Below are 25,670 nucleotides of genomic sequence, written 5' to 3' on the forward strand. Positions count from 1 at the left end.
GATCGCCGGCTCAGGCATGCGAACCGGCTTCCCGCGGCAGCGGCCTGGCCTGCGCCTGCTCCAGCCTGGCCAGGCCGTCGCGATAGCGGCACACCATCCAGTCGTTGAGCTGCGAGATCGCGGTTTCGAGGTGCGAGAAGCGGCCGCGCGGCTTGAACTGCGACTGGTAGGCGCGTTGCAGCGCCATCTGCGTCACGGCATCCTGCCCGACGATGACCTTGACCTTCTCGAGATGCTCTCCGCAGATCTGCGGAAACTCGGAGACCTCCGCCGCGGCCCGAGGGTACAGGTTCACTCGGCGCGAATCGAGACGGTCGGCTCCGGTCGGGCTCAGGAACGTGATCGTCACCATGGTCGGCTCCAGCACCGCCACGACACACGGCAGGATGGACACGAAGAACACCCTGCCCCGCTGCTCCTCGCTCAGCCCGGGAATCGACGGCAAGCGCCGGACGTTGGCAATCTCGAAGAGATCGCCGTCGTCCCCGGCAAAGCCGGTCGTGCGAAAGACCTGGCCTTCCTGCGGGTCGATCGGGTAGAAGCGCGTCAGGTTGGAAGGCACGGCATTGTGGTAGCCGCTGTGCACGTAGCTGGTGTGGTAGGGCTCCAGGGCGTTCTCGTGGTGCAGCTTCCAGTTCCATTCGAGGCCCTGCTGGACGAACGTCGACCCGGGCACCAGCTCCGCCAGGCCGTAGCCGCGAAACTCGTCGTCGAGCTTGCCGAGCTTCTGCGCCACCGGCGGCACATCCGCATCGAAGCTGATGAACACCAGGCCGTGGAAGATTTCCATCCGGATCCTGGGCAGGCTGTTGTTCTTCCGCAGCTCCTCCAGCGGTACCGTCTCTTCCATGGACGGGGCGCCCTGGAGGGTACCGTCCATGCCGTACGCCCAGGTGTGGTAAGGGCAGACCAGGCGCCGGGCATTCAGGCACTTCCCGGGCGGCGCATCCTTCACGCCGCCGACGATCGGGTGCCCGCGGTGCTGGCAGACCGCCGACAGGGCATGCACCTCGCCAGCCTCGTCCCGCGCCACGATCACCGGCTCCTCCATGACAGTCAGCTGTATGTAATCGCCAGGGTTGGGAATTTCGTTGACGTGTGCAATGCAAAGCCACTCTTTGGCAAAAATCGCCTGCTTCTCGAACTCCCAAAAGCCCGGGCTGGTATACGCCTCGCCCGGCAGTATCCCGGCCTTTTCCACCGGGCCAAGGGACGCCTCTGCGACAGCGACCACGTCACGCACGTGACGCAGATCGATCGTTGGCTTGTTCATTCGATGGCTCCATTCGAAAACTTCCTGGAACCGATTCTAGGAATGGAAATTCGAACGGAGTAGCCGTTATCGGATGATCGCGGTCATAGATTGGGTTGATGACCGCGGCGGTTCGGGGCGGCGGGCTTCGCACTCGCATCCAGTCTGGAAAGGATTCGCTGACTTGACGCGCCGGTTTCACTTGCCTATCTTATTTGTCAGTACCCATACAAATTTTCCGGAAGCGGCAGTCAGGCCTCGAAAGCCACCGGCCGCCTGGATAGGCAGACAAGACCATGCAAGAACTCGTCAAGGGCCCCGGCGCCGTGCTTGCGCCGGAAGAAGGGGATTCGTACTGGCAGCCCGGCCCGCACTTCGGCCACATGACCATCAAGGTCAGCCCGTCCACCCATCCGTCCAATATGTTTTCGATGGGCACGCAGATACTGCCCGCCGGCTGCCACATCCGCAGCCACGGGCATGCCCGCAATGACGAAATCCTGTTCATCCACGCGGGCAGCGGCCGCGCCGTCATCGACGGCGACGAGCACGGCCTGGAAACCGGTTCGACCGTGGTGCTGGGCCGTTTCGTCGAGCATGCCATCTACAACGACGGCCCCGGCGACATGGAGATCGTGTGGTTCTTCACGCCGCCGGGGCTCGAGCACGTCGTGGAAGGAGCGGGCAAGCCGCGCCGGCCGGGCGAACCGCCGCCGGAGCATCTCGAACGGCCGGCCGACATCGCGCGCATCCTCGACAAGGCCGGCTACGCCACGGCCGAACAAATACGAGCCTCGGTCAAGCCCGGGCCAAGAGCGGCCGAATGAGCGCCCCTCTACGCATCGCCTTCGTCGGCGCCGGACTCGGCGGCCTTGCCGCCGCGATCGCCGCGCACCGCGCCGGCTTCGCTGTTGCCGTCTACGATCAAGCGCATGCCTTCGGCGACATCGGCGCGGGCATCCAGGTCGGCCCGAACGCGGTGAAAGCGCTACGCGCGCTCGGCCTCGAGGCGGGCCTGCGGCAATTCGGCGCGATGCCCGAGCGCCACGTCGGCCGCAGCTGGCGAAGCGGCCGCGTGCTCTTCCGCTCGGAAACGCGCAGCGCCTGCCTCGAACGCTTCGGCGCGCCCTTCTTCCAGGTCCAGCGTTCCGATCTGCACGCTCACCTGCGCAGCGCGCTGCCCGCCGGAATCCTGCGGCCGGGCATGCGCTGCACCGGCGTGGAAACCCGGGACGATACGGCCGTGCTGCGGTTCGCGGACGGTTCCACCGCCCAGGCCGACGTCGTCGTCGGCAGCGACGGCATCCATTCGGCGGTGCGCGAATCCCTGCTGGGCCGCGACGATCCTCGCTTCACCGGAGTCATATGCTGGCGCGGCCAGGTCGCCGCCGACCGACTGCCGCCGGGATTGATTCCCCCCGATTCGCTCAACTGGATGGGGCCGGGCGGCTGCGTGGTGCACTACTACGTGCGCCCCGGCAGCCTGGTGAACTGGATCGCCCACCGCAAGACGGACGCCTGGGCCGAGGAATCGTGGTCGGTCGAAGGCGACAAGCAGGAACTGCTGGATGCCTTCGAAGGCTGGCATCCGTCCCTGCAGACCCTCTTCCACGCCACCGAGCGCTGCTACAAATGGGCGCTGTTCGACCGCGAACCGCTGCCCACCTGGGTGGGCGAACGCATCGCCCTGCTCGGCGACGCCGCGCATCCGATGCTGCCCTTCCTTGCCCAAGGCGGGGCGATGGCGATGGAAGACGGGATCGTCCTCGTCGATATGCTCAAGCACCATGGCGGCAACGTCGGCTCGGCCCTGCGGCGCTACGAACAATTGCGCAAGGAACGCGCCACCCGCGTGCAGCTCGGATCGCGCGCGCGCGCGGAAGTCTGCCAGGTCAGTTCGCCATGGACCCGTTTCCGGCGCGATCTGCGCTATCTCTACGATCAATGCTTCAAGCCCGGCGCGGCCATCCAGCGCGCCGACTGGATCTACGAATACGACGTCGCCAAGGTGGCCGCGTGAGCGCGCCGGAACAGCCGGCTCCCGCCCACTCCGCCAGCGGCGGCTGGTGCGAGCTGCCTTCCGGCAGCGACGCCGGCGACGCCCTCGTGGCCGCGATGGCACACGGCGGCGTGGATTATCTGTTCTTCACGTCGGGCTCGGAAATCGGCTTCTACCAGGAAGCCATCGCCAAGGCGCGCGCGCTCGGCAAGCCCGCGCCCCGGCTCATCACCGTCACGCACGAGCATGCCAGCCTCAACGCCGCGCTCGGCTATGCCGCCGTGAGCGGCCGCCCCGCCGCCACGGCCGCCCACGTCGACGCCGGCACGCTCCATCATGGCGGGGCGCTGCATACGGCCTTGCACGCGAATCTTCCCGTGCTCATCACCGCGGGCTTTCCTCCGACCAGCCCCTCCGGCACCTCCGCCGCGGCGCGCAATGCCGGCGGCCATCTGTGGCTGCAGGAAAACTACGACCAGCACGCGATCGTGCGCCAGTACGTCAAATGGGACCACCGCCTGCAAGCGCACGACAACCCCGGGCTGACGGTATCGCGCGCATTGCAAGTAGCGCTCAGCGAGCCGCGCGGCCCCGCCTATCTGAGCGTCGCGCCCGAGGTGTCGATGCGCCCCGCCGCCGCCCTGCGCTTTCCCGACGCGGCGGCGCTGGGCATCACCCGCTCCGCCTCCCCCGACCCCGCCGGCGTGCAAGAAATCGCCCGGCGGCTGGCCGCGGCGCGCGAGCCGCGCATCGTGGTTTCCGGGTCGGGCCGCGACACGCGCACGGTCGCGGCCCTGGTCGCGCTGTGCGAGGCGCTGGCATTGCCGGTGGCGCATTCCGCCACGCGGCGCTACCTTTCGTTTCCGATGGATCACCCGCTCATGATGGCGGACACCGACCTGAGCCGCGCCGACGTGGTGCTGGCGATCGATGCCGACGTCCCCTGGGTGCCCGGTCCCCAGGCTCCCGGCGCCGATGCCTGGGTGGCCGTGATTTCCCACGACCCGATCCAGCTCAAGATCCCGACCTACGAGTTCACCGCGCACATGCGCCTGGCGGCCGATCCCCTGCCGGCCATCGAGGCGATCGGCGAGGCCGTGCGCGGCATCGTCACCCCCGGCGATGCCCAGCGCCTCGCACAGCGGGCCCGGCGCGTCGGCGAAGCCAACCGCGCCGCGCGCGCGACGCTGAAAGAGCAGGCGCGCGCGGCATCTTCCCACGCGCCGATCGACCCTCTGTGGCTCGGTAGCCAGATCGCCGATTTCGTGGACGACGACGCCATCGTCTTCGACGACACGCTGCCGCACAACCGGCTGTACGAAATGCTGGACTGCCGGCGGCCGGGCTCCTATTTCTTCACCCCCGGCACGAGCGGCGGCTGGGCGCCCGGCGCCGCCTTCGGCGCCAAGCTCGCGGCGCCCGGGCGCGACGTGATCGCCGTCACGGGAGACGGCTTCTACATGTTCGGCACCGCCACGGCAGCGTTGTGGTCGGCTCGCCACTACAACGCCCCCTTCCTCACCGTGGTCTACCAGAACCGCAGCTGGGGCACCGGCACGCGGCGCATGGCGGCGCTTTATCCGAACGGCTATGCGCAGCAAGGAGGTTTCGACGGCGGATATTTCGATCCGCCCATGGATTTCACCAAGGAGGCACAAGCCGCGGGAGCCTACGGAGAAACCGTCCACGATCCGCTACTGATCATGGATGCGCTGCGCCGTGGGCTCGACCAAGTCCGGAAAGGACGGCCCGCGGTTATTTCCGTCTGGTTGGCGAGGCATCTGCTCGCCGACTGAGTTTCTTCCAACGCAAGTGAGCCTACCGTGAATCCATTCCGCATCTTCCTGGCCACCCTGTGCGCGGCGGCCTGCCTGACCGCCGGCTCCGCCCGCGCCGATACCTTTCCCTCCCACCCCATCACGATCGTCGTGCCGTTCTCGCCCGGCGGCGCGGTGGACGCCCTGGGCCGCATGCTGGCCAGCAAACTCACCACGATCCTCGGTCAATCGGTGATCGTGGAAAACCGCGCCGGCGCGGCGGGTTCGATCGGCATCAATTCCGTTGCGCGCGCCACGCCGGACGGCTACACCCTGCTCTACAGCCCGAACAGCATCGCCATCGGTCCGGCCCTGTACCGCAACTTGCCGTTCGACACCGAGAAAGACCTGCTGCCCGTATCGCAGCTCATCGCATCGACCCTGATCCTGGTGGCGCACCCGAAAACCGGCGTCGGCACCGTGCAAGAGCTGATCGCGCGCGCCAAGGCCGAGCCGGGGAAACTCAACTTCGGTTCGTCCGGAGTGGCCGACCCCTTGCAACTGGGTGTGGAAATGCTCAAGACCGCGACCGGCATCGATATGATCGCCATCCCCTACAAGGGCCAAGGCCCGATGTTCCAGGCCTTGCTGGCCGACCAGGTGGATCTGTCCATCGTTTCGCTGCAGCTCGCCCTGCCGCACATCCAATCCGGCGACCTGAAAGCGCTCGCGGTCACCGGGGGCAAGCGCTCGGCGAAACTGCCCGACGTTCCCACCATGGCGGAAAGCGGCGTGCCCGGCTACGACCTGACGAGCTGGCATGGCGTGTTCGCGCCCGCCGGCACGCCGCCCGACGTCGTCGAAAAGATCCACCAGGCGGTCGTCGCGGCGAGCCGGCAACCCGATCTGCGCAAGTTCGTGGAAGATGCCGGCAACGAAGTCATCGCCAACTCGCCCGCCGAGTTCAAGGCCAAGTTCATCGCCGACATAGCCGCGTTCAAGAACGTCGCGCGCGACGCGAAACTGCCTTACCAGGACTGAACGCCGGGCGGCCCGCTCTTCTCTCAGTCGGCCCTGTCCGGCCGGCGCACCGGCGAACGCGACGCATCGTTGAGCTCGCCGGTGATCTGCGTCAGCATCTCGATGAACAACTCGCGCCGCTCAGCCGACAGCGGCGCCAGCAGGCGGTCCGAGGTGTGGTGAATCGCCGCGATGGCCCGGGTCATGACGTCGCGCCCCTTGGCGGTCAGGAACAGGACCTTGCGGCGCTTGTCCTGCGCGGAAACGGCGCGGCGAAGCAGGCCACGGGTTTCCATGCCGCCCAAGGTTTCTCCCACCGTGGCGCGGTCGAAGCCGATAGCCCGGGCAAGCGTAGTCTGGTCGAGGCCCGGCCAGCGATGCAGAACGAATAGAATGCTGTGCTGAGGCGGGGTGAGCCGAAGCTCCTCGCACTCCTGCAGAAAAATGCTGACCGATATCTGGTGTGCCCGACGTAACAGGAACCCCGGCCTCTCGTACAGCTCGGCGTCGGAAAAGGTTTCCGGAGGCTCGCTACCGGCGTCGCGCGGCTTGAGGCGTGTTGCCAATCAATTCTGCCCTTACGGTTCAAGCGCTTGATTTGTTCTTGGTCGGGGCGGCGGGATTCGAACTCGCGACCCTCTGCTCCCAAAGCAGATGCGCTACCAGGCTGCGCTACGCCCCGATGTGCTTCTTCAAAGCCATGGAATTGTACTCGAAGCCGGCACCCCGGCAGGAAACCAAACGCGTCCGCCTCTGTCACATTCCAATAAAGCCTACCGGAAAACTCCCATGCTTACCCCCGATGCCGCACGCATGCTCGCCGACTACAAAAAGTGGGCGAACCAGGAAACCTACGCCATCGTGCTGGCGCTGCCTCCCGAGGAAATCTATAAGGAGCGCGTCAGCCTGTTCAAGAACATTGCCCGCACGCTGAACCACATCTACGTGGTCGACCTGATCTGGCAAGCCCACGTCGAGGGACGGCCGCACGGCATTGCCGCGCTGAACACGGTGACGCACGAAGAAATCGGCGCGCTATGGGAAGCGCAGCAGGCCATGGACGGCTGGTACATGGCCTGGGCGGCGCAGCTGACCGAGGCCGGCCTGGCCGAGGAAAAACGCTATGAGCTGATCGGCGGCAATACCGGCAGCATGAGTTGCGCGGAGATCCTGCTGCACGCGGTCAACCACGGTTCGTATCACCGCGGCTTCGTATCGGACCTGCTGATGCAGATTCCCGCGAAGCGCCCGACGGTGGACCTGCCGGTGTACAAGCGCGCCCGCGCCGCGGCGGCCGCCGCCTGACAGCTGCGATAAGACGCCATCGCGCAGTCCCGCCGCCGGGAACGGAATAAACCGGACGCCTGCCGTGTTCATTCCAATGAACCCACTTCACGGAGGCATTATGGTTCGCAAACCGATTCTTTCCATCCTGGGCACCGCCGCCCTGGCGCTCGCCGGACACGCCTATGCCGCCCCCGGCATGGCCAGCAATGGCGTGCTGGTCGGCGACAAGGGCATGACTCTCTACACCTTCGACAAGGACGCCGCCAACACCGGCAAGAGCGTCTGCAACGGCGACTGCGCCACCAAGTGGCCGCCCTTCGCCGCGCCGGCCAACGCCCAGGCCGACGGCGCCTGGACCGTAGTCACGCGCGACGACGGCAGCAAGCAATGGGCCTACCAGGGCAAGCCCGTGTACTACTGGTTCCAGGACGCGAAGCCTGGCGACAAGACCGGCGACGGCGTGGTCGGCTCCTGGCACATCGTCAAGCCCTGATCCGCGCCATGCCACCGGCCGAGGGCGTGGACCAGGTCCTCGCCCACATCCCCGCGCTGCGCCGCTATGCCCGCCTTCTGGCGGGCGATGCGGCCAGCGCGGACGACCTCGTGCAGGACACGCTGGAACGCGCCTGCGCCAAATGGTCGCTCTGGAAGCCGGGCACGGCGCTGCGCGCCTGGCTGATGACGCTGATGCACAACATCTACCTGAACCGGGTACGCGACTGGGGCCGGGACGACAACCACGACTCCTGGGACGACGCATCGGGTTCCGCCCATGAACCGCCGGCTCATGCCCCGGAACTGCCGGACCTGGAGCTCGCTCTATCGCGGCTCTCGCCCACGCTGCGCACGGTGCTGCTGCTGGTGGGCGTGGAAGAATACACGTATGCCGAAGCCGCGGAGATCCTGCAGATCCCCATCGGCACGGTCATGTCCCGGCTGCATCGCGCGCGCGAGGCAGTGCGGCTATCAATGACCGGCGCGGCCGATGCCTCCGCGCCGACGCCCCTGCATCTGGTGAAACGATGACCGATACCGATGCCTTGGTCACCGACGACGAACTGCACGCGTTCGTCGACGGCCAACTCGACGCCGCGCGGGTCGCGGCCGTGCTGCAGCACCTGCAGCGACACCCCGAGGCCGCGGTGCGCGCGGCCCAGTGGCATGCGCAGCGCCTCGCCTTGCGCCGCCTGCGGCGCGCCGCCGATCCGGGCCCGACGCCCGATGCGCTCACGCAGACGGTCTTGCGCCACCGGCGGTCCCGCTGGAACCCCTGGACACAGGCCGCCGCCGCGCTGCTGCTGGTCGTCGCGGGCGCGGCCGGTACGCGGGCGTGGCAGGCAGCGACCGCGCCCGCGGCAGCCACCGCCGCCGCCACCGCGCCGCAATTCGTGCAGGACGCGACGACGGCCTACGCGGTCTATGCGCCTGAAGTGCGCCACCCCGTGGAGGTCACGGCGCAGGAAGAAGCGCACCTGGTCCAATGGCTCAGCCGCCGGCTGGGCCGGCCATTGGTCGCGCCCGATTTGCAGAGCCAGGGCTTTCACCTGCTTGGCGGCCGGCTATTGCCGGGCGAACCGGCCGGCGCCGTCGCGTCCGCGGCCGCGGCGGGCGATGCCGCGGGCAACCCAGCCGCGCGCGCGCAGTTCATGTATGAAGATACGCACGGCCGTCGCGTCACACTCTACGTGGCGGTCTTTCCGCCCGAGGTCGCGCCGCACGGGACCGCGTTCCGTTCAGTCGCGTCCACCGGCGGCGTAGCCTTCTACTGGGTGGACAACGGCTATGGCTATGCGCTGAACGGCGACCTGCCGGCGGCCGAATTGCAGCACCTGGCCGGCGGGGTGTACGACCAGTTGTTCCCGCGCTAGACACCCGGACAGCGAGAACCCGGTGCTGTGGAACAAGGCTTCGGCCTCGCAGGCGGGGCGCCGTCATGGCCAAGCCACGCCGGGAATGCATAATAGCGGCCACACTCATTCGCCCGAAAAAGGAGAACCCGCATGAAGAACAAGAACATCCTGATCGTTTCCCTGCTCGCCCTATCGCTGTCCCTGGCCGCCTGCGGCAAGAAGGAAGACACGCCTTCGTCCGAACTCGACGCCGCGAAAGCGGCGGCCGCGGCGGCGGTGGAATCGGCCAAGGAGGCGTCCGACCACGCCGCCAACGCGGCCAAGGAAGCGGCCGGCAGCACCGTGGGTACGGCGAAGGACACCGCCAGCAGCACGGCCGATACGGCCAAGGAAGCCGCGGGCAATGCGATCGATGCGACCAAGGAAGCCGCGAGCGATGCGGTCGACGCGACCAAGGCGGCCGCCGGCAGCGCGGTCGAGGCCACCAAGGAAGTCGCCGGCAAGGTCCAGGACAAGGCCGGCCAGGTCTACGACGCGGCCAAGCAAGCGACCGGCGACGCCGTGGACGCGACCAAGAAAACCGTCGGCGGCGCGGTTTCCAAGGCCAAGGAAGCGGTCAGCAAGTAGGCGCGCGGCGCGCTGCCGGGCTCCACGGTACGATACAGTCCTGCCTTTCTCCGCAGGAGCCCCAAGATGACCGATTTCATACGCGTGGACGGCGAAGGCCTGCCGCCCGAGGACGCCTACCGCCTGCTGACCGGCTGCGTGGTGCCGCGCCCCGTGGCCTGGATCACCACCGTCGATGCCCAGGGCCGCGTGAACGTCGCCCCTTTCAGTTCGTACAACTACCTGGCCACCCAGCCCCCCATGCTGGGAGTCAACATCCAGCGCCGCGAAGCCGGCGCGCACAAGGGCGAGGCCAAGGACACGGCGCGCAATATCCGCGAAACCGGCCAATTCGTCGTGAACGTATCCACCGAGGCCACGCTGCAGAAAATGCATGCGAGCGGTTCGGATTTCGCGCCGGGCGTAAGCGAATCCGAGGAGCTCGATATTCCCTTGCTGCCCAGCGCGCACGTAAAGCCGCCGCGCATCGCCATCGCGCCGGTACAGATGGAGTGCCAGCTGGCGCACGAGATTCCGCTCGGCAAGGGGGTGAATACCTTGTTCATCGGCGAAGTCGTCGCCTTTCACCTGTCTCCCGAGATCTACGACGGCAAGCACGTGGACAGCGTGAAGATGCGCCCGATTGCCCGCCTGGGCGGGCCGTTCTACTCGGCCTTGGGCGAGATTTTCAGCATCAAGCGCCTGTATAGCCGACGCCGTTCGGGGCGCAAGGGAACCGGCCCTTGCGCATCATGCGCCAGGGCCCCGCACCGAGCGGCACTGGCGGTCACCAGTGCTTGTTGTCGACCACGAAGGCCCCCGGCGCATCGGACGGCCGCGGGGTATCGCCGGTGTGCTCGATCCAGCCGCCGCCCAGGGCCTGGTACAGGCTGACCAGGTTGTTCAGGCGCTGCAGCTGCGCGGTGATGAGCGACTGCTGGGCCGCGTAGTAGTCGTTCTGCGCGGTGATCACCGACAGGTAGCTGTCCACGCCGTTGCGGTAGCGCAGGTCGGACAATTCCAGGCGGCGGTTCTGCGCATCCGTCAGGCGGATCAGCTCGCGGATCTGCTGGTCGTAGGTGCCGCGCGCGGCCAGCCCGTCGGCCACTTCGTGGAACGCCGATTGGATCGCCTTCTGGTATTTCTCGATGGCGATGCGCTGCTGCACGTTGGCCGACTCGAGCCCGGCGACGTTGGCGCCGCCCGCGAACAAGGGCAGCGTGATCCTCGGCGCGAGCGACCATTGTTCGGTGCCGGAATCGAACAACTGCCCCAGCACCGGCGCCGCCGTGCCGAAGGCGCCCGTCAGCGAGACGGTGGGGAAGAAAGCCGCGCGGGCCGCGCCGATGTTGGCGTTGGCCGCGCGCAGGGTTTGTTCGGCCGCCGCGATGTCGGGCCGGCGCGCGATCAGGTCGGACGGCAGGCCGGCGGGGATGTCGGCCAGGATGTTCTGGCTCGTCAAGGGCAGGCCGGGCGGCAGATCGGCCGGCAGGGGCTGGCCGATCAGCAGGACCAGGGCGTTCTCGGCCTGGGCGCGCGAACGCAGCTGGGCCTGGAAGTTGGCCAGCGCCTGGCTGACCACGCCCTGCGCCTGCGTGAGCGACAGCTCGTTGCCGATGCCGTTGTTGTATTGCGCCTGCACGATCTGCAGCGACTCGCGCGCGGTCTTGAGCGTGCTGCTGGTCACGAACAGCGCGGCATCGTCGGCCTCGGCGAACGGCAGATCTTCGTCGGGATAGGTCGGCAGCAGCCAGGCGAGCTTGTCGGCGCCCACTTTCTGCGCCAGCACCAGCGAGGAGATTTCTTCCTGCAGGTTCACCGAGAGGCTGAAGTTCAGCAGGCTGAAGATCAGCGCCGAGTCTTCCGGCTTCCAGTACTCGGGCTTGTAGCCCGCATCGGCAAGGTCCGATGGCAGTTTGTCGCGGTAGCGGAACAGGTAGGCGTTGACGCCGCGCGCGTACACCTCGAAGAAGCGCTTGAGGCGCGGTGACGAGGCGTTGTACAGATCGCCAGCAGTCTGCTTGAGGTTGGCGGCGCGCATCATGCGGTCCAGATCCAACGCGCCCGGCCCTGCGATTTCCGACAGACGGCCCTGCGCCAACAGGCGCATTTGCACCATTTGCGAGATGCGGTCGCTGGCGTGGACGTAACCCAATGTGAACAGCGCGTCGTGGAAGGTGTTGCTCTCGATCAGCGGCATGCCCAGGTCATTGCGGCGCACGGAAACGTTCTGCGCCAGGCCCTTGATGGCGTAGACGCCGCTGGTGGGCGGCAGGTTGTCACGGTCTTCGCCGCCCAGTTGGCAACCGGCAAGGCTCAACAGCCCCAACATGGCAGCAGCTGTGCTGAGTCGTGTCTTCACGGATGAAAGGGCTGGCGAGGCCATGATGGAGCACCTGCGGGGTAGGCGTTGGAAACGCGCTACGTTAGAGAGCAGGCAGGCGCCACGCAAGCGGGGGCGGGAGTTTATTTCAGGATTTTTCAGCGGATGGGGTGTTCGGGTCTCGATCCTGTAGCAGCACGGCTTGCCGGCGGCAGCGTCTGTGTGATCGCCACCGCCGGCAAGCCGTGCTGCTACAAAGGTCACCGCGCAATCAGGCGCCGTGGCACTTCTTGAATTTCTTGTCGCTGCCGCATGGGCAAGGATCGTTGCGACCCACGTCCTTCAGCGCATTACGCACCGGCTCTTGCGGCTCGTGGTTGCAGTGCGGGCCATGCACGTGGCCGTGGTCATGATGATGGTCGTGGTGGTCGTGATCGTGATCGTGGTTGCAATCAGGGCCGTGCACGTGGGGTTCGTTGCTCATGGGGTTACTCCGGAATCAAATCGCCGGGAATTATGTCGCCATCGCGCCCAATACGCACGCTGTCACCAAATAAAAATCCGGTCTTGAGCTTGCCTTCCAGCCGGTAATGAATAGGCTGCTTGGGTTTACCGAGCATCCGGGTCACGTCCTTGAGGTGTTCCCAAAGGTTGGTGCGGATCGGCACCGAGAAGTTCTTGTGGCCATTGGCCTTGACGATGAACCAGTCGCTGTACTCACCATCGGCGATCAGGATGTCGTTGAGCACGACCTTGTAGCGCAACCCGCGCACCCAGAGGTTGGAGTCGTTGGGGTTGTCGATGCGAAAGCGCAGCTTCATGTCCTGCTTGAGCAGCCGGGCCTTGACCACGTCGACCTTGAGCAGCTTGACTTCAGGGTCTTTGACGTCGCTGCTCATCAATGACGAACACCCGGATACGGCCAGCACCATGAAGAGGCCGATGATTCTGAAAACGCTTGCCTGAAACACCATGGGTTCACTCCCGTCGGGCTTGAGTCTAGCAAGTCGCCCCTGGCGGGCAACTCGCTGATCCGCAGAGCCTGCGCCATACTCACGCCATGTGTCGAAGGAGTATTGACTCATGAAGCTGTACGAAATTGTTTTTTCCGGCCAATTGGTACCTGGCGCACAGCTCGATCGGGTTCAGGCCAATCTGGCGAAATTGTTTCAGGCAGACGCCCAGCGCATCGCGCTGTTGTTCTCTGGGCGACGTCTGGTGTTGAAAAACAACCTCGATCAGGCCGGCGCCGAAAAATACCGCTCCACCCTCGAACGCGCGGGTGCCCAGGCCGAAGTTGTCGAGATGGCAGGGCAGGTGCAGGCAGCGCCCGAGCCGCAAGCTGAGCCCGCGTCAGAACCGATGGAAGTTGAAGAAGTCGAGCTGGCGCCGCCGCCAGATGAACCGACATGGACGCGTCGCGCTGCGCAACCCTCGGCCCCGACGGCGCCGCAACGTGCCGCCGACAAGACCTCGAAGCTCGAACCTCGGGACGTCTATATGGCGGCGTTTGTAGACGTCGAAGCGCCGGACTTCACCCTTTCCGAACTCGGCAAGGACGTGCAGGACCCGAAACCCGCGCCGGTCGCGCCGCGTCTGGATCTGTCAGGGCTGAGCCTCGCGCCTGCGGGCAGTGACATGGGCGAGGTGAAAGAAGAGGAGCATGTGTTGGTGCCGGACATTTCACACTTGAAGCTCGCCTGACACCGCTGTCAGTCGCACGTTGCGCACCCAACCCTGGCAACCGAGCCATCGCTGTAGGAGCGCGCTTGCCCGCGATTGCGTTGTGTCAGTTACCCACGTGGGAACAGACAGCCAGCGATCGCGGGCAAGCGCGCTCCTACGGGAACGGGAACACCAAGTCTGACTCAGGCCATGTAGGCCGAACAGCACTTCTTGAATTTCTGCTCACTGCCACACGGGCAGGCATCGTTGCGCCCGGCCTTGAGCTGCACGGTGGGGTCGATGAAATACCAACGGCCGTTGTTCTGCACGAAGGCCGAACGCTCACGATGACTGTGCTCGCCGCCCGCATCGTGCCAGCGCGCCGTGAAGGTAACGAAAGCATGCTCCGGCTTGCCGCCCAGCAACTGCGCGCCTTCTACTTCAAGCCCCAGCCAGGTGCTCTGCGCACTCCACTGGCTGATCGATTCGCGATCCAGGCCGTTCTTCTGACTCGGTAACGTCGTGTCCAGCAGATAATCCACCAGCCCCAGCACATAAGCGCTGTAGCGCGAGCGCATCAAGGCTTCGGCGCACGGCGCGGGGTTGCCTGCGTGATAGCGACCGCAGCAGCCGTCCAGAAGGTTGCCGCTGCCACAGGGACAAATTGCACTGCTCATGATGCGGGTCTCACCACCAATACTTGCCAAAGTTTTCCGGGTTGGCCCAGAACTTCGCGTTCAGCCAGTCCGGCACCTGTTTGTATTCGCGCAGATCGTAGGTGAAGAGGGTCAGCACCTGTTCGTCCCGGGCGAAGCGTTCGCTGGCTTGCAGGGCCAGCGAATAAAAGTCGGTCGTCTGCCAGCCGCAGGCGTTCATGTCGGCCAGCACGGCGATGCGGCTGGCATTGAGGTTGCGAATCCCGCCGAGCAATTGCAGGCCTGCGCGCTTGGGCATGTGCTCAAGGCAATCGACCACCAGCGCCAGATCAAACCGCTGACCGGCGAGTTCCGCAGGCAATGCGCCCGGTGCGGCTTGAGCCAGCTCGGTGTTCGGATGAGCTTCCTGAAAGGCCTGCAGGGCGGGAAAACTGTCGGCGCCGATCAGCAGCAGGCGTTTGGGCGCGTAGCGGTCGAGCAGCGCGGCCAAGGCCTGTTGCGGGGTGCGGGTGGAAAAACTGTCGGTCATCGAAATCCCTCAATTGAGCCAGCAAGGTTAGCCTGCCGAATCTTTGTGGCCTAGTGCCTGAACTTTTTTATCGCGGCTCATGACAAAGCGTACGGAGTGAAGGCAAAAGGCTATTCCTGAAAAGGCTATTCCTAAAAGAACCTGCCTGCCGCGCGGAAAAGCCACAAAAGCCCCTGTTTGCGGGTGGCAAATGGCCCCAACGGCGTCTTTACTCCATTTCAGTCGGTTTTAGCCGATACCAAAGGAGAAGAACTGTATGAGCATGATTCGGACAGCGTTACCTCTGATTTTGGTTACCAGTGTTTTGACGGGCTGTGCCGGCTTGCAAAAGACCGACTGGCCTTTGTGTGCCGCCGGTGGTGCGCTCAGCGGCGCGGCGATTGGTGCATTCCAGTCAGCATCCGTCGCGGCGGGCTTCGGTGCTGCGGTGGGCGTGATGGCGGGTGCGTATTGCTACGCTCACGGCGATGGCGACGACGACGGCGATGGTGTGCTGAACAGCGTCGACAAGTGCCCGAACACGCCGAAAGGCACGCCGGTGGACGCGACGGGTTGCCCGATCGTGGCGCCAGCACCTGAACCTGTAGCGGCTCCGGTCGTTCAGCCAAAAGAAGAAATCATCACGATCCGTGACGTGCATTTCGAGTTCAACAAGGCCACCCTGACCCCAGCTGACAAACATCAACTGGACGCCGTGGCGACCAAACTGAAAACCGAAGCGCCTAACGTTCAGCTGCATGTAAGCGGTCACACCGACAGTGTCGGCAGTGACGCCTACAACAAGAAACTGTCGGACAAACGTGCGCATTCGGTGACCGATTACCTGGTCAGCGCAGGCATCGCGCGCAGTGCGTTTGTTTCGGTTGAAGGTGATGGCGAGAGCCGTCCTGTAGCGGACAACAAAACCGCTGAAGGCCGTGCGCTGAACCGTCGCGTCGAGATCAAGATCAATCGTTGATCGAGTAACACGCGCCACCAAAAACCCCGGCCTTTGCGCCGGGGTTTTCTTTTTCGGCGCTTGGCTGGATGGATATCTTCACGCAATTGCTCGCGTCCTCTGGCATAGTCACCACCGTCACCGCACTGTGCGCAGGTTCGCATTTGCAGCACAGCCAAAAAAAACAGCAGGGGCGTGTCATGAGGGTGTTTTGGGCGTTGGGGAAAATCTTGACGTTGGGGTTCTGGGCCGTGGTGCTGGTCAACCAGGCGGCGGTGTTGCCGATCCCCTTCGATAGGCTGATCAAACTGGCCGGCTGCCTGTTGCTGCTGACCCATGTGTTGGAACTGTTTCTCTTCAACGGTAGCCTGCGGGGGCGTTCGCATCCCTGGCGTGACCGTTTGTACATTCTGGTTTTCGGTATTTTCCACCTGCAATCTTTCAGTCGCCGTCAGGCGGAGGTTTCGCATGCGTAACGGTTTGATGATCACGGCGGGCCTGGTATCGGCCCTTGGCAGTTCACTGGTGATGGCCCAGACCATTTCGGTGGAGCCGCATTCGCTGATGCGCCTGCCAAGCAACGCCAGCGTGCTGCAACTGGATCGTCTGCAAGTGGCCGATTACGGAACGCTGCTGATCCCTGCCGGCTTGACGGAGGTTCAGGTGGGGCAGTTGGTGATGGGTCATGAGTCGCGTATCGCCATCGTGCCGAGCGCCGAGCCGTTCAAGTTGCAGGTCAAGCAGGGTGAGCTGGCGACGGGCGCGCAGATTACCGCTCGCGGCGCGCCGGGGACGTTCGAGAAGGGCCCGTTGCCGGGGCGCAGTCTGAACCTGCGGGTTGAGCAATTGAACGCTGATGTGCTGTCGATCGATGCACGCGGTGGCGCGGGTTCGCCTGGTTATGTTGGTCTGGACGGTGGCAATGGCAAGGATCCGGGTTGCACCTGGGGTTCGGCAAGCCGAGGGTTTGATGGTGATAACGGCGGCAATGGGCATGACGGTGCGCCAGGCGCGTTGGTGCGTCTTGAGTTGCCGCAGTCGTTCCCGGATGAGCGCGTGAAGGTGAACGTGCAGGGCGGCGCCGGTGGTCTGGGCGGCGAGGGCGGTCGCGGTGGCAAGGGCGGGGTGTCGAAGGGCTGCCTGGTTTATCGCGCTGATGGCGCCAAGAGCGGGAAGAATGGCGAGAAAGGCCAGTCCGGGGCGGTAGGGCCTGCTGGAGCGGTGAGTGTTCGTAAGATTTGAGGTGGTTTTGGGCTCTGCCTAACGGCAGAGCTGTTTCCACAGGTACTGCGTCGAACCCAAATTTTGGGCCAGGCACAAAACCCCTGTAGCAGTCCGGCTTGCCGGCGGTGGCGTCCGTGAAATCGCTGCCGCCGGCAAGCCGGACTGCTACAGAAAAGCGCGCAACGCTCAGGCTCTTGCCCCAGCTTCAGCTTTTGATCTTCTACCGAGAAATCCCAGACGCCGCCAAACGCGACTTGGGTGCAGGCCGAACGCAGGCGATGGTCCGTGGGCCGAGCGGCATGGATGCCGCGAGAGCCGCCCCCGGCCATGGATGGCCGATGGCGGCGGGCCCACGGAGCATCGCCGGAGTGAGGGAACTTCGACGAAGTCGAAGCCCAACCAGGAGCAGGCACCCTTGGTTACTTGGGGTGCTTTTCCAAGTAACTCGCCGCAGGCGAAACGCTTCTGCCGTTAGGCAGAACCCAACGGCAACACTCAAAACCCCGGCCGAGCCGCCGCAATCACCACCACCGCAATCCCCACCAGCAAATTCACCCCCACCAACCGCCGAATCCCACCCAACGCCGCAGCCCCGTCCGCCCATTGCTCCGCGTCCACCGCCTTACGCAACTGCGGCAGATTCAACGTCGAAATCCGCAGAAACAACGCCACCATCACCACATACAGCCCGATCATCACCTGCACATACCGCGGCGCCGTCTGAAACCCGCTGAAATTCATGTGAATCATCCCGACCCCCGTCACCGGCAACAGAATCACCGCACACCACACCCAGACGAAAAACCGAGGAAACACCTGCACCCACAGCTTCAGCCGCGCCGGCCCCTCAAGGGCTGCGATGACCGCTGGTCGCAGAATCATCCAGGCGAAAAACATCCCGCCTACCCACAAAACTGCCGACAACACATGCAACACGTAGACAAAGGCTACAAGCGACATCGAGAACTCCGATCTGCGCAGAAAGAATTAGCGCGGTATGATAGCCGCCCGCTGAGACTACTGAAGATATATCCAGCGGTTTTTTGTGTTTTCATTCAGCACCCGTGACGCCGAGCCAACGACCCAGCCCATGATCAGTACCGAACTCAAATCCCAGATTCAGGGCGCTTATTCGCGTTTCCTCGAAGCCAAGAGCCTCAAGCCTCGCTACGGCCAGCGTTTGATGATCGCCGAGGTGGCCAAGGTGCTGGGGGATATCGACACCGACGAGGAAGGCCGCCGTACGGGCGACCCGGCAGTGGTGGCGGTGGAGGCCGGGACGGGTACCGGCAAGACCGTTGCGTATGCGATTGCGGCGATCCCCACGGCCAAGGCGGCGGGCAAGCGTCTGGTGATTGCCACCGCGACCGTCGCGCTGCAGGAGCAGATCGTCCACAAGGACCTTCCCGACCTCATGCGCAACAGCGGCCTGAGTTTCACCTTCTCGCTGGCCAAGGGGCGCGGGCGCTACATGTGCCTTTCCAAGCTCGACGTGCTGCTGCAAGAAGGCAACGCGCAGAGCGCCACCGCGCAGCTTTTCGAAGAAGAAGGCTTCAAGATCGAGGTCGATGAGGCCAGTCAGAAGCTGTTCACCTCCATGATCGAAAAGCTCGCCGGCAACAAATGGGATGGCGACCGCGACAGCTGGCCCCAGGAGCTGGCCGATCAGGACTGGGCGCGACTGACCACCGATCACAGCCAGTGCACCAACCGCCATTGCCCGAACTTTCAGCAGTGCGCCTTCTATAAAGCGCGCGAAGGCATGGGAAAAGTCGACGTCATCGTGACGAACCACGACATGGTCCTGGCCGACCTGGCATTGGGTGGCGGTGCGGTGCTGCCGGATCCGCGCGACACCCTGTATGTGTTCGACGAAGGCCACCACCTGCCCGATAAGGCCATCGGCCACTTCGCCCATTTCAGCCGCCTGCGTTCCACCGCTGACTGGCTGGAACAGACCGCCAAGAACCTCACCAAATTGCTCGCCCAGCACCCGCTGCCGGGCGACCTGGGCAAGCTGATCGAGCAGGTGCCGGAGCTGGCCCGCGAGATCAAGACGCATCAACAGTTCATGTTCACCGCTTGCGAGCAGCTGGCCGATTTCAAGGCCGGGGAAGACATGGAAGGCCGCGAGCGCCCTCGTCATCGTTTTATTGGCGGCGTGGTGCCTGAGCACATGCGCGAGATGGGCATTGAGCTGAAAAAGGGGTTCGCCCGCCTCGACGACCTGTTCACCCGCCTGACCGAGCTGCTCAAGGAAGGCATGGATGGCGAGGTCAACATTGGCATCGCCAGCCATCAGGCTGAAGAATGGTACCCGCTGTTCGGCAGCCTGCTGGCCCGTGCCCACGGCAACTGGGAGTTGTGGACCGCCTTCACCGCCGAAGACCCGGAAAACAGCCCGCCGATGGCGCGTTGGTTGACCCTGGCCGACAGCGGCTCGCTGTTCGACATCGAGGTCAACGCCAGCCCCATCCTCGCCGCCGAAATGCTGCGTCGCAACCTGTGGAACGTGGCTTATGGCGCGCTGGTGACCTCGGCCACGCTGACCGCGCTGGGCAAATTCGACCGCTTCCGCATGCGCGCCGGCCTGCCCAGAGATGCGGTCACGGCCGTGGTGCCAAGCCCGTTTCATCATGCTGACGCTGGTGTGCTGCGAGTGCCGGACCTCAAGGCAGACCCGCGCAACGCCGCCGAACATACGGCAGCGATCATTCGTGAGCTGCCGGATCTGGTGGAGGGCTCCAAGGGCACGCTGGTGCTGTTTTCCTCGCGCAAACAGATGCAGGAAGTCTTTGATGGCCTTGAGCGCGACTGGCGCAAGCGTGTGTTCATTCAGGGCAACCTGTCCAAGCAGGAAACCCTCAACAAGCACAAGGCGCGGGTCGATGGCGGCGATGAGAGCGTGCTGTTCGGCCTGGCCAGTTTCGCCGAGGGTGTCGACCTGCCGGGCGCATACTGCGAGCACGTGGTGATCGCCAAGATCCCCTTCGCTGTGCCCGACGACCCGGTAGAGGCTGCGCTGGCCGAATGGATCGAGGCGCGGGGCGGCAACCCGTTCATGGAAATCGCCGTGCCCGATGCGTCGCTGCGTCTGATTCAGGCCTGCGGGCGGCTGCTACGCACCGAGAAGGATCGCGGCATTATCACCCTGCTGGATCGGCGCGTGGTCACCCAGCGTTATGGTAAGGCGATCCTCAATGCCTTGCCGCCGTTCCGTCGTGAAATATCCTGACGCAGCTCGGGGATGAAACGCGGTTGATCCGGTCTTATCTCGGTCTGTCCGGGCCTTGGGCGTAAACGCAGGGTTCGGGCTTCCAACGACCAGGGAGCACCCGATCGCATGATTCGCCGTTCATTGTCTGCCGTCCTCGCCATTGCCTGCGCAGGACCTGTGTATGCCGCGCCCGACGGCCAGCAGACGCTGTTCAATTTTGTTCGTCCCGCCGATGTCGTGCAGATCACCACGCAGGACGCGAGCCTGCCTCAGGCCAATGCCGAGCAGACCGCTGAGGGTGAAGTCCTGCGCCGCGTGACCTTCAACCCGGTCGCCAAACCCAGCCTGCGCCTGGCGCCGCAAACCGGCGTCTGGGACTGGAGCGCCGACAGCGCCATGACCCTGCGCCTGCAAAGCGCGATGGACTGGGCGCTGACGCTTTATGTGCAGATCGAGAGCCGCGACGGCAAGACCCTCAACAGCCGCATCGACCTGCCCGCCGGCCCCGCGCAAACGCTGATCGTGCCGCTCAAGGCCAGTTCACCGCTGAGCCAGGGCATGCGCGTCGGCCCGCCAATGCCCTGGACGTACGACGGCCAGCGGGTGTTGCTGGCCAATACCGAGGGTGAGCTTAATGCGAGCCAGGTGACGTCAGTCACGGTGTCCCTGTCCCAGCCCAATGTTGCCCAGAGCGTGCTGATCGAAAAATTCGGCGTGCAGGAAGACGACACCATTCAGAGAGCCGCCTACAGCAACCTGCTTGACGGTTACGGGCAGTACACCCGCGGCAAATGGCCTGAGAAAATCACCAGCGACGATCAGCTCAAAAGCCTCGCCAGCAAGGAGCAACAGCAGCTCAAGGCGTGGCTCAAGGAACGTCCTGCCCACGACAAATACGGCGGCCTGCTCAAAGGCCCGAGCTTCGAGGCGAAGGGTTTTTTCCACACTGAAAAACGCGATGACCGCTGGTATCTGGTGACGCCCGAAGGCCATCCGTTCTATTCGTTGGGCGTAAACGCCATCGCCGCCGACGACAGCCAGACCTACGTCGAAGGGCGTGAGTCGATGTTCACCGGCCTGCCGGGCAACGACGATCCGCTGGCCGCCTTCTATGGCAAGGGTGACGACAACCGCGACACCGGCGCCAACAAGGACCGGCAGTTCGATCAGGGTCGCTGGTTCGACTTCTATGGAGCGAATCTGCAGCGCACCTATGGCGCGCCCAAGTGTGTCGAAGTGGTCAAACCGGTACCGGTAGCGGTGGATGAGGACGTTGATACGTCGGACGCTGACAGCGCGAGTGATCAGACAAATCCACCGCCAGTGTCGGAAAAGCCAGCAGCCCCTGCACCGGTGGTTGAATGCAAACCGGTCATTCTGGACAGCAAACGTTGGGTCGATCACACCCTGCAACGCCTTCAGGCCTGGGGCTTCAATACCATCGGTAACTGGAGCGAGCCTGAGCTGGGCAATAAAGAGCGCGTGCCCTACACCTTGCCGCTGTCCATCGTCGGCGATTACGTCAGCATCAGCACCGGCCATGATTGGTGGGGCGGCATGCCCGACCCGTTCGACCCGCGCTTCGCCATGGCCACCGAACGCGCTGTCGCCATTGCCGCGCGCGATCATCGCGACGACCCATACCTGATCGGCTATTTCGCCGACAACGAACTGGCCTGGGCCGCGCCGGGCGATGACCCGAAAGCCCGCTACGCCCTGGCCTACGGCACGCTGAAACTGACCACGGATGTGCCGGCCAAGCGCGCCTTCCTCAAACAGCTACGCGACAAATACCGCAACCAGGAAGGGCTGTCGAAGGCCTGGGGGATTGATTTGCCTGCGTGGGAATTGATGGAAGACCCTGGGTTCGAGCCGCCGATGCCGAGCCCTGAGCATCCGGAGATCGAAAATGACTTCAAATATTTTCAGCGTGTGTTCGCCGAGACCTATTTCAAGACCATCTCCGACGCCCTCAAATGGCACGCGCCAAACCAACTGCTCCTGGGCGGACGCTTTGGCGTGACCACGCCCGAGGCTATCGAGGCCTGCGCCAAGTACTGTGATGTGCTCAGCTTCAACCTGTATGCGCTCAAACCCCAGGATGGCGTGGACTTCGCCAAGTTGCGCGTGCTCGACAAACCGGTGCTGGTCAGCGAGTTCCACTTCGGCTCGCGGGATCGGGGCCCGTTCTGGGGCGGTGCGCTGCAAGTCCCTCGCGAAGAGGATCGCGGCCCGGCGTACGCCAATTTCCTGAAGAACGCCTTGTCCGAGCCTTCCATCGTCGGCGTGCACTGGTTCCAGTATCTGGACCAGCCTGCGACGGGACGCATGCTCGACGGCGAGAACGGCCATCTGGGCTTGGTGGGCATTACTGACGTGCCCTATCAGGGCTTTGTCGAGGCAGTGCGCAAGGCCAATGGGCAGGTGGTGGATGTGATCGGCAAAGCGCCGGCCAAGGCGCCCTGATCCGCATTCCTACACGCTGCATGGCGATTGGGGCTGTTCCCAAAAACCCCAATCGCTGGAACAATGCACGCCATTTTGTACAGCCCCGGTCCGGAGAGCGAAACCGTGCAGATTCAAGGTCATTTCGAGCTTCAATTCGAAGCCGTGCGCGAGGCGTTTGCGGCGTTGTTCGACGATCCGCAGGAGCGGGGCGCGGCATTGTGCGTGCAGGTGGGCGGAGAAACCGTGCTGGATCTGTGGGCGGGCACCGCTGACAAGGACGGCGCTGAAGCCTGGCACAGCGACACCATCGCCAACCTGTTTTCCTGCACCAAGACCTTCACGGCTGTCGCCGCCCTGCAAATGGTTGGCGAGGGCAAGCTGGATCTCGATGTGCCGGTGTCACGTCTGTGGCCGGAGTTCGCTGCAGCGGGCAAGCAGTCCATCACGCTTCGCCAACTGCTCTGCCATCAGGCCGGGCTCCCAGCGATTCGCGACATGCTGCCCGCCGAGGCCTTGTATGACTGGCAGGCCATGACCGACGCCCTGGCGGCTGAAGAGCCCTGGTGGACACCGGGCCAGGGCCATGGTTACGCCGCGATCACCTACGGCTGGCTGGTGGGCGAAGTGATTCGTCGCGCCGACGGCCGCGGGCCGGGCGAGTCCATCGCTGCGCGGATCTGCAAACCGCTGGGCCTGGATTTCCATGTCGGCCTGCCTGATGACGAGTTCCACCGCGTCGCCCACATTGCTCGCGGCAAGGGCAATGTCGGTGACGAAGCGGCCCAGCGCCTGTTGCAGGCCACGATGCGCGAGCCGACGTCCATCACGGCGCGGGCGTTCACCAACCCGCCGTCGATCATGACCAGCACCAACAAGCCCGAGTGGCGACGCATGCAGCAACCGGCCGCCAACGGCCATGGCAACGCTCGCAGCCTGGCCGGTTTTTACAGCGCGCTGCTCGATGGCAGCCTGCTGGACGCCGATCTGGTCAACGAGCTGACCCGCGAACACAGCATCGGCCAGGACAAGACCCTGCTGACCCAGACCCGCTTCGGTCTGGGCTGCATGCTTGACCAGCAGACAGTACCCAACGCGACCTTCGGTTTGGGTGGTAAATCCTTCGGTCATCCGGGGGCGGGTGGTTCGGTGGGGTTCGCCGACCCGGAGCGTGATGTGGCCTTTGGCTTCGTCACCAACACCCTGGGGCCGTACGTGCTGATGGATCCGCGCGCACAAGGTCTAGTCCGGGCGCTTGGTGAGTGTTTGCAGTAACTATCGCTGATAAGTGCTTGTTCTACCGACTGTCAGTTAAACCGCCCATATCGGAACCGTAGGGCGGTTTCCTTTTCCAACTCAGCGTTTAACCGTGTTATATGGGCGCTGCTTCGTTCATTTTCTGATCAATTATTTGTGTGGGTCACCCATGTCTGCCAACAAAAGTCTCGCTTTTGCCCTGTGCCTCGCCGTCACTGGTTGCGCACAAACCCCTCAGGATCAATCGGCCAGCAACGATCACTGGTGGTCGTTTGGTTCTGGCAAAAGCGCTGATGCCGCGCCCGCTGCCCCTGCGGTAAAACCGGCTGCGAACCCTGCGGTCGCCGAAGTCGCCAAGACCGAAGCAGAAAACGGTACTCACTGGTACTGGCCGTTCGGTTCCGACCACGGCGCCACCGAGAAGAAGCCTGAGGTCGCGGCCACTCAACCGGTCGCCAAGCCAGCCGTCGCCAAAGCCGATGACGGCAGCAAGTGGTGGTGGCCGTTCGGTGGCAGCGATGCCAGGAAAGACGCCGCGCCTGCCGTGCCCAAGGTCGACCCTAAGGTGACCCAGGCCTGGCTCGATCAGTACGAGCCGAAAGTGCGCGAAGCGATCAAGGACAGCAACTTCCAGCTCGAGCGCCGCGAAGACGTGCTGGTGGTGATTGCCCCTGTGGACAGCACGTTCAACCCGGCGCGTCCGGAAATGCTCCTGCCGGTGAACCTGGGCCCGATCACGCGAATGGCCAAGGTGGTCGAAGGTGATCAGAAAACCGCCATTCTGGTGCTGGGCCACAGCGACGTTTCCAGTGACACCAACCTGAAAATCAGCCAGCAACGCGCTCAGTCGGTTGCAGCGATTTTCCGCTTGAGCGGCCTGGAGCGTAATCGCCTGAACCTGCGTGGCATGGGGGCCGATATGCCTCGTGCAGCGGACGACAGCACCGCCGGGCGTGCACTGAACCGCCGCGTTGAAATCATCATGACCCCGCAAGAGACGATGGTCGCGCTGATGGCCAAGTACAACCTGCCGCCTGCGCCAACCATGGTCGCTGTGCAGCAAGCCAAGCCTGCGGTCGCGCCAGCCCCTGCAGCCGCTGCAGCACCGGCCAAGTCTGCAGCGCCTGCGAAGAAGGCAGCCGCCACCAAGGCGCCGGCCGCGAAAAAAGCTGCGGCCAAGAAAGCGGCGCCAGCCAAGGCCAAGGCCGCTCCTGCAAAGGCTGCAGCCAAGAAACCTGCCAGCGACGCGCAGGCGAGCTCCAACTGAGGGTAATATCGACATCCCGCTCACGGATTTCGATTAAGGATGGCAGTGATGAGCCAGCGTCTGGCTGATATGCGTCGCAACTACGCTCGCGAAGGTTTGACCGAATCGCAGGCACCGCAAGAACCCTTTGCGTTGTTCCATCAATGGTTCGACGAAGCGGTAAAGACCGAGCAGGCGCCGGTCGAAGCCAATGCCATGACCCTGGCGACCGTCGATGCAGACGGTCGTCCTCACTGCCGTGTCCTGCTGCTCAAGGGCCTCGACGCCGAAGGCTTCACCTTCTTCAGCAATTACCACAGTGCCAAGGGCCAGCAGATGGTGGCCCGGCCTTTCGCGGCCATGACCTTCTTCTGGCCGACGCTGGAGCGCCAGGTGCGCA

Annotated in this window: 27 protein-coding genes and 1 tRNA gene; 19 read left to right on the forward strand and 9 right to left on the reverse strand. The window is 64.4% G+C overall.

The window, feature by feature from the left end; genetic code table 11:
* Positions 1-10 precede the first annotated feature (10 nt).
* Positions 11-1,273: an aromatic ring-hydroxylating dioxygenase subunit alpha gene (locus PW844_RS10335; RefSeq protein ID WP_299450998.1), complete on the reverse strand. Its 1,263-nt coding sequence runs from the start codon at positions 1,271-1,273 to the stop codon at positions 11-13.
* A 275-nt stretch (positions 1,274-1,548) separates the two neighbouring features.
* Between PW844_RS10335 and PW844_RS10340 the strand changes: the two genes are divergently transcribed.
* The 4 genes from PW844_RS10340 to PW844_RS10355 are packed head-to-tail and all read left to right on the forward strand — an operon-like array spanning position 1,549 to position 6,049.
* The gene (locus tag PW844_RS10340; protein WP_299451001.1) at positions 1,549-2,079 is read left to right on the forward strand and encodes a cupin domain-containing protein; all 531 of its coding nucleotides are present in this window, start codon (positions 1,549-1,551) and stop codon (positions 2,077-2,079) included.
* Positions 2,076-3,272: an FAD-dependent monooxygenase gene (locus tag PW844_RS10345; protein ID WP_299451004.1), complete on the forward strand. Its 1,197-nt coding sequence runs from the start codon at positions 2,076-2,078 to the stop codon at positions 3,270-3,272. The genes PW844_RS10340 and PW844_RS10345 overlap by 4 nt, the downstream gene beginning before the upstream one ends.
* Positions 3,269-5,047, forward strand: coding sequence for a thiamine pyrophosphate-requiring protein (locus tag PW844_RS10350; protein WP_299451006.1), 1,779 nt, complete (start codon positions 3,269-3,271; stop codon positions 5,045-5,047). The genes PW844_RS10345 and PW844_RS10350 overlap by 4 nt, the downstream gene beginning before the upstream one ends.
* 27 nt (positions 5,048-5,074) lie before the next feature.
* Positions 5,075-6,049 (forward strand): tripartite tricarboxylate transporter substrate binding protein, encoded by a 975-nt coding sequence (locus PW844_RS10355; RefSeq protein WP_299451009.1) that lies wholly within the window; start codon positions 5,075-5,077, stop codon positions 6,047-6,049.
* 23 nt (positions 6,050-6,072) lie between these two features.
* Here PW844_RS10355 and PW844_RS10360 read toward each other — a convergent pair whose 3' ends face one another.
* Positions 6,073-6,594: a MarR family winged helix-turn-helix transcriptional regulator gene (locus PW844_RS10360; RefSeq protein WP_299451010.1), complete on the reverse strand. Its 522-nt coding sequence runs from the start codon at positions 6,592-6,594 to the stop codon at positions 6,073-6,075.
* A 39-nt stretch (positions 6,595-6,633) separates the two neighbouring features.
* Positions 6,634-6,710 (reverse strand) — tRNA-Pro (locus PW844_RS10365).
* A 107-nt stretch (positions 6,711-6,817) separates the two neighbouring features.
* Between PW844_RS10365 and PW844_RS10370 the strand changes: the two genes are divergently transcribed.
* The 6 genes from PW844_RS10370 to PW844_RS10395 all read left to right on the forward strand — a co-directional run bounded on the left by PW844_RS10370 (position 6,818) and on the right by PW844_RS10395 (position 10,665).
* Positions 6,818-7,333, forward strand: a complete 516-nt coding sequence (locus tag PW844_RS10370) for a DinB family protein (protein ID WP_299451012.1) — start codon at positions 6,818-6,820, stop codon at positions 7,331-7,333.
* Between the two features lie 100 nt (positions 7,334-7,433).
* On the forward strand, positions 7,434-7,808 hold the full coding sequence (locus PW844_RS10375) for a hypothetical protein (protein WP_299451013.1): 375 nt from the start codon (positions 7,434-7,436) through the stop codon (positions 7,806-7,808).
* A gap of 8 nt (positions 7,809-7,816) precedes the next feature.
* On the forward strand, positions 7,817-8,341 hold the full coding sequence (locus PW844_RS10380; RefSeq protein ID WP_299451015.1) for an RNA polymerase sigma factor: 525 nt from the start codon (positions 7,817-7,819) through the stop codon (positions 8,339-8,341).
* Positions 8,338-9,183: an anti-sigma factor gene (locus PW844_RS10385; RefSeq protein ID WP_299451017.1), complete on the forward strand. Its 846-nt coding sequence runs from the start codon at positions 8,338-8,340 to the stop codon at positions 9,181-9,183. The genes PW844_RS10380 and PW844_RS10385 overlap by 4 nt, the downstream gene beginning before the upstream one ends.
* A gap of 132 nt (positions 9,184-9,315) precedes the next feature.
* Positions 9,316-9,792 carry a hypothetical protein gene (locus tag PW844_RS10390; protein ID WP_299451019.1) on the forward strand — a complete coding sequence of 159 codons (477 nt, stop codon included), beginning with the start codon at positions 9,316-9,318 and terminating at the stop codon, positions 9,790-9,792.
* Between the two features lie 66 nt (positions 9,793-9,858).
* On the forward strand, positions 9,859-10,665 hold the full coding sequence (locus PW844_RS10395; protein WP_299451021.1) for a flavin reductase family protein: 807 nt from the start codon (positions 9,859-9,861) through the stop codon (positions 10,663-10,665).
* Here the strand turns inward: PW844_RS10395 and PW844_RS10400 are convergent.
* From PW844_RS10400 to PW844_RS10410, 3 genes are all read right to left on the reverse strand, one after another.
* Positions 10,559-12,157 carry an efflux transporter outer membrane subunit gene (locus PW844_RS10400; protein WP_299451023.1) on the reverse strand — a complete coding sequence of 533 codons (1,599 nt, stop codon included), beginning with the start codon at positions 12,155-12,157 and terminating at the stop codon, positions 10,559-10,561. The two genes, PW844_RS10395 and PW844_RS10400, sit on opposite strands and share 107 nt — an antisense overlap.
* Positions 12,158-12,365: 208 nt before the next feature.
* Entirely contained in the window at positions 12,366-12,578 is a 213-nt protein-coding gene (locus PW844_RS10405) for an SEC-C metal-binding domain-containing protein (protein WP_299451026.1), read from the reverse strand.
* Between the two features lie 4 nt (positions 12,579-12,582).
* Positions 12,583-13,068, reverse strand: a complete 486-nt coding sequence (locus PW844_RS10410) for an LEA type 2 family protein (protein ID WP_299451029.1) — start codon at positions 13,066-13,068, stop codon at positions 12,583-12,585.
* A gap of 109 nt (positions 13,069-13,177) precedes the next feature.
* Here PW844_RS10410 and PW844_RS10415 point away from each other — a divergent pair, with 109 nt between their 5' ends.
* Positions 13,178-13,798, forward strand: a complete 621-nt coding sequence (locus PW844_RS10415; protein WP_299451031.1) for a hypothetical protein — start codon at positions 13,178-13,180, stop codon at positions 13,796-13,798.
* A 164-nt stretch (positions 13,799-13,962) separates the two neighbouring features.
* Here the strand turns inward: PW844_RS10415 and PW844_RS10420 are convergent, their stop codons facing one another.
* Positions 13,963-14,466: a YchJ family protein gene (locus PW844_RS10420; protein WP_299451033.1), complete on the reverse strand. Its 504-nt coding sequence runs from the start codon at positions 14,464-14,466 to the stop codon at positions 13,963-13,965.
* On the reverse strand, positions 14,447-14,944 hold the full coding sequence (locus tag PW844_RS10425; RefSeq protein ID WP_299451036.1) for a DUF6231 family protein: 498 nt from the start codon (positions 14,942-14,944) through the stop codon (positions 14,447-14,449). Before PW844_RS10425 ends, PW844_RS10420 begins: the two co-directional genes overlap by 20 nt.
* A 322-nt stretch (positions 14,945-15,266) precedes the next feature.
* On the opposite strand from PW844_RS10425, the gene PW844_RS10430 reads away from it, so the two are divergent.
* The 3 genes from PW844_RS10430 (at position 15,267) to PW844_RS10440 (ending at position 17,123) form a co-directional block, all read left to right on the forward strand.
* Positions 15,267-15,902: an OmpA family protein gene (locus PW844_RS10430; RefSeq protein ID WP_299451039.1), complete on the forward strand. Its 636-nt coding sequence runs from the start codon at positions 15,267-15,269 to the stop codon at positions 15,900-15,902.
* 179 nt (positions 15,903-16,081) lie between these two features.
* On the forward strand, positions 16,082-16,357 hold the full coding sequence (locus PW844_RS10435; protein WP_299451042.1) for a DUF1145 domain-containing protein: 276 nt from the start codon (positions 16,082-16,084) through the stop codon (positions 16,355-16,357).
* On the forward strand, positions 16,350-17,123 hold the full coding sequence (locus PW844_RS10440; protein WP_299451044.1) for a hypothetical protein: 774 nt from the start codon (positions 16,350-16,352) through the stop codon (positions 17,121-17,123). Before PW844_RS10435 ends, PW844_RS10440 begins: the two co-directional genes overlap by 8 nt.
* Before the next feature lie 477 nt (positions 17,124-17,600).
* Here the strand turns inward: PW844_RS10440 and PW844_RS10445 are convergent, their stop codons facing one another.
* A complete protein-coding gene (locus PW844_RS10445) occupies positions 17,601-18,065 on the reverse strand; it encodes a DUF2269 family protein (RefSeq protein ID WP_299451046.1) in 465 nt (154 codons plus the stop codon).
* 130 nt (positions 18,066-18,195) lie between these two features.
* Between PW844_RS10445 and dinG the strand changes: the two genes are divergently transcribed.
* The 5 genes from dinG to PW844_RS10470 all read left to right on the forward strand — a co-directional run.
* Positions 18,196-20,340, forward strand: coding sequence for an ATP-dependent DNA helicase DinG (gene dinG / locus PW844_RS10450; RefSeq protein ID WP_299451049.1), 2,145 nt, complete (start codon positions 18,196-18,198; stop codon positions 20,338-20,340).
* A 108-nt stretch (positions 20,341-20,448) separates the two neighbouring features.
* Positions 20,449-22,788 carry a beta-galactosidase gene (locus tag PW844_RS10455; RefSeq protein ID WP_299451050.1) on the forward strand — a complete coding sequence of 780 codons (2,340 nt, stop codon included), beginning with the start codon at positions 20,449-20,451 and terminating at the stop codon, positions 22,786-22,788.
* A 63-nt stretch (positions 22,789-22,851) separates the two neighbouring features.
* Positions 22,852-24,042 (forward strand): serine hydrolase domain-containing protein, encoded by a 1,191-nt coding sequence (locus tag PW844_RS10460; protein WP_299451053.1) that lies wholly within the window; start codon positions 22,852-22,854, stop codon positions 24,040-24,042.
* Positions 24,043-24,193: 151 nt separating this feature from the next.
* A complete protein-coding gene (locus PW844_RS10465) occupies positions 24,194-25,291 on the forward strand; it encodes an OmpA family protein (protein ID WP_299451055.1) in 1,098 nt (365 codons plus the stop codon).
* A gap of 48 nt (positions 25,292-25,339) precedes the next feature.
* Positions 25,340-25,670: pyridoxal 5'-phosphate synthase (locus PW844_RS10470; RefSeq protein WP_299451058.1), on the forward strand; the 331-nt coding region annotated here is incomplete at its 3' end.

Origin of the sequence: Pantoea sp. (assembly GCF_028283705.1) — a bacterium.
In the GTDB taxonomy this organism is placed as follows: Bacteria; Pseudomonadota; Gammaproteobacteria; order Enterobacterales; family Enterobacteriaceae; genus Pantoea.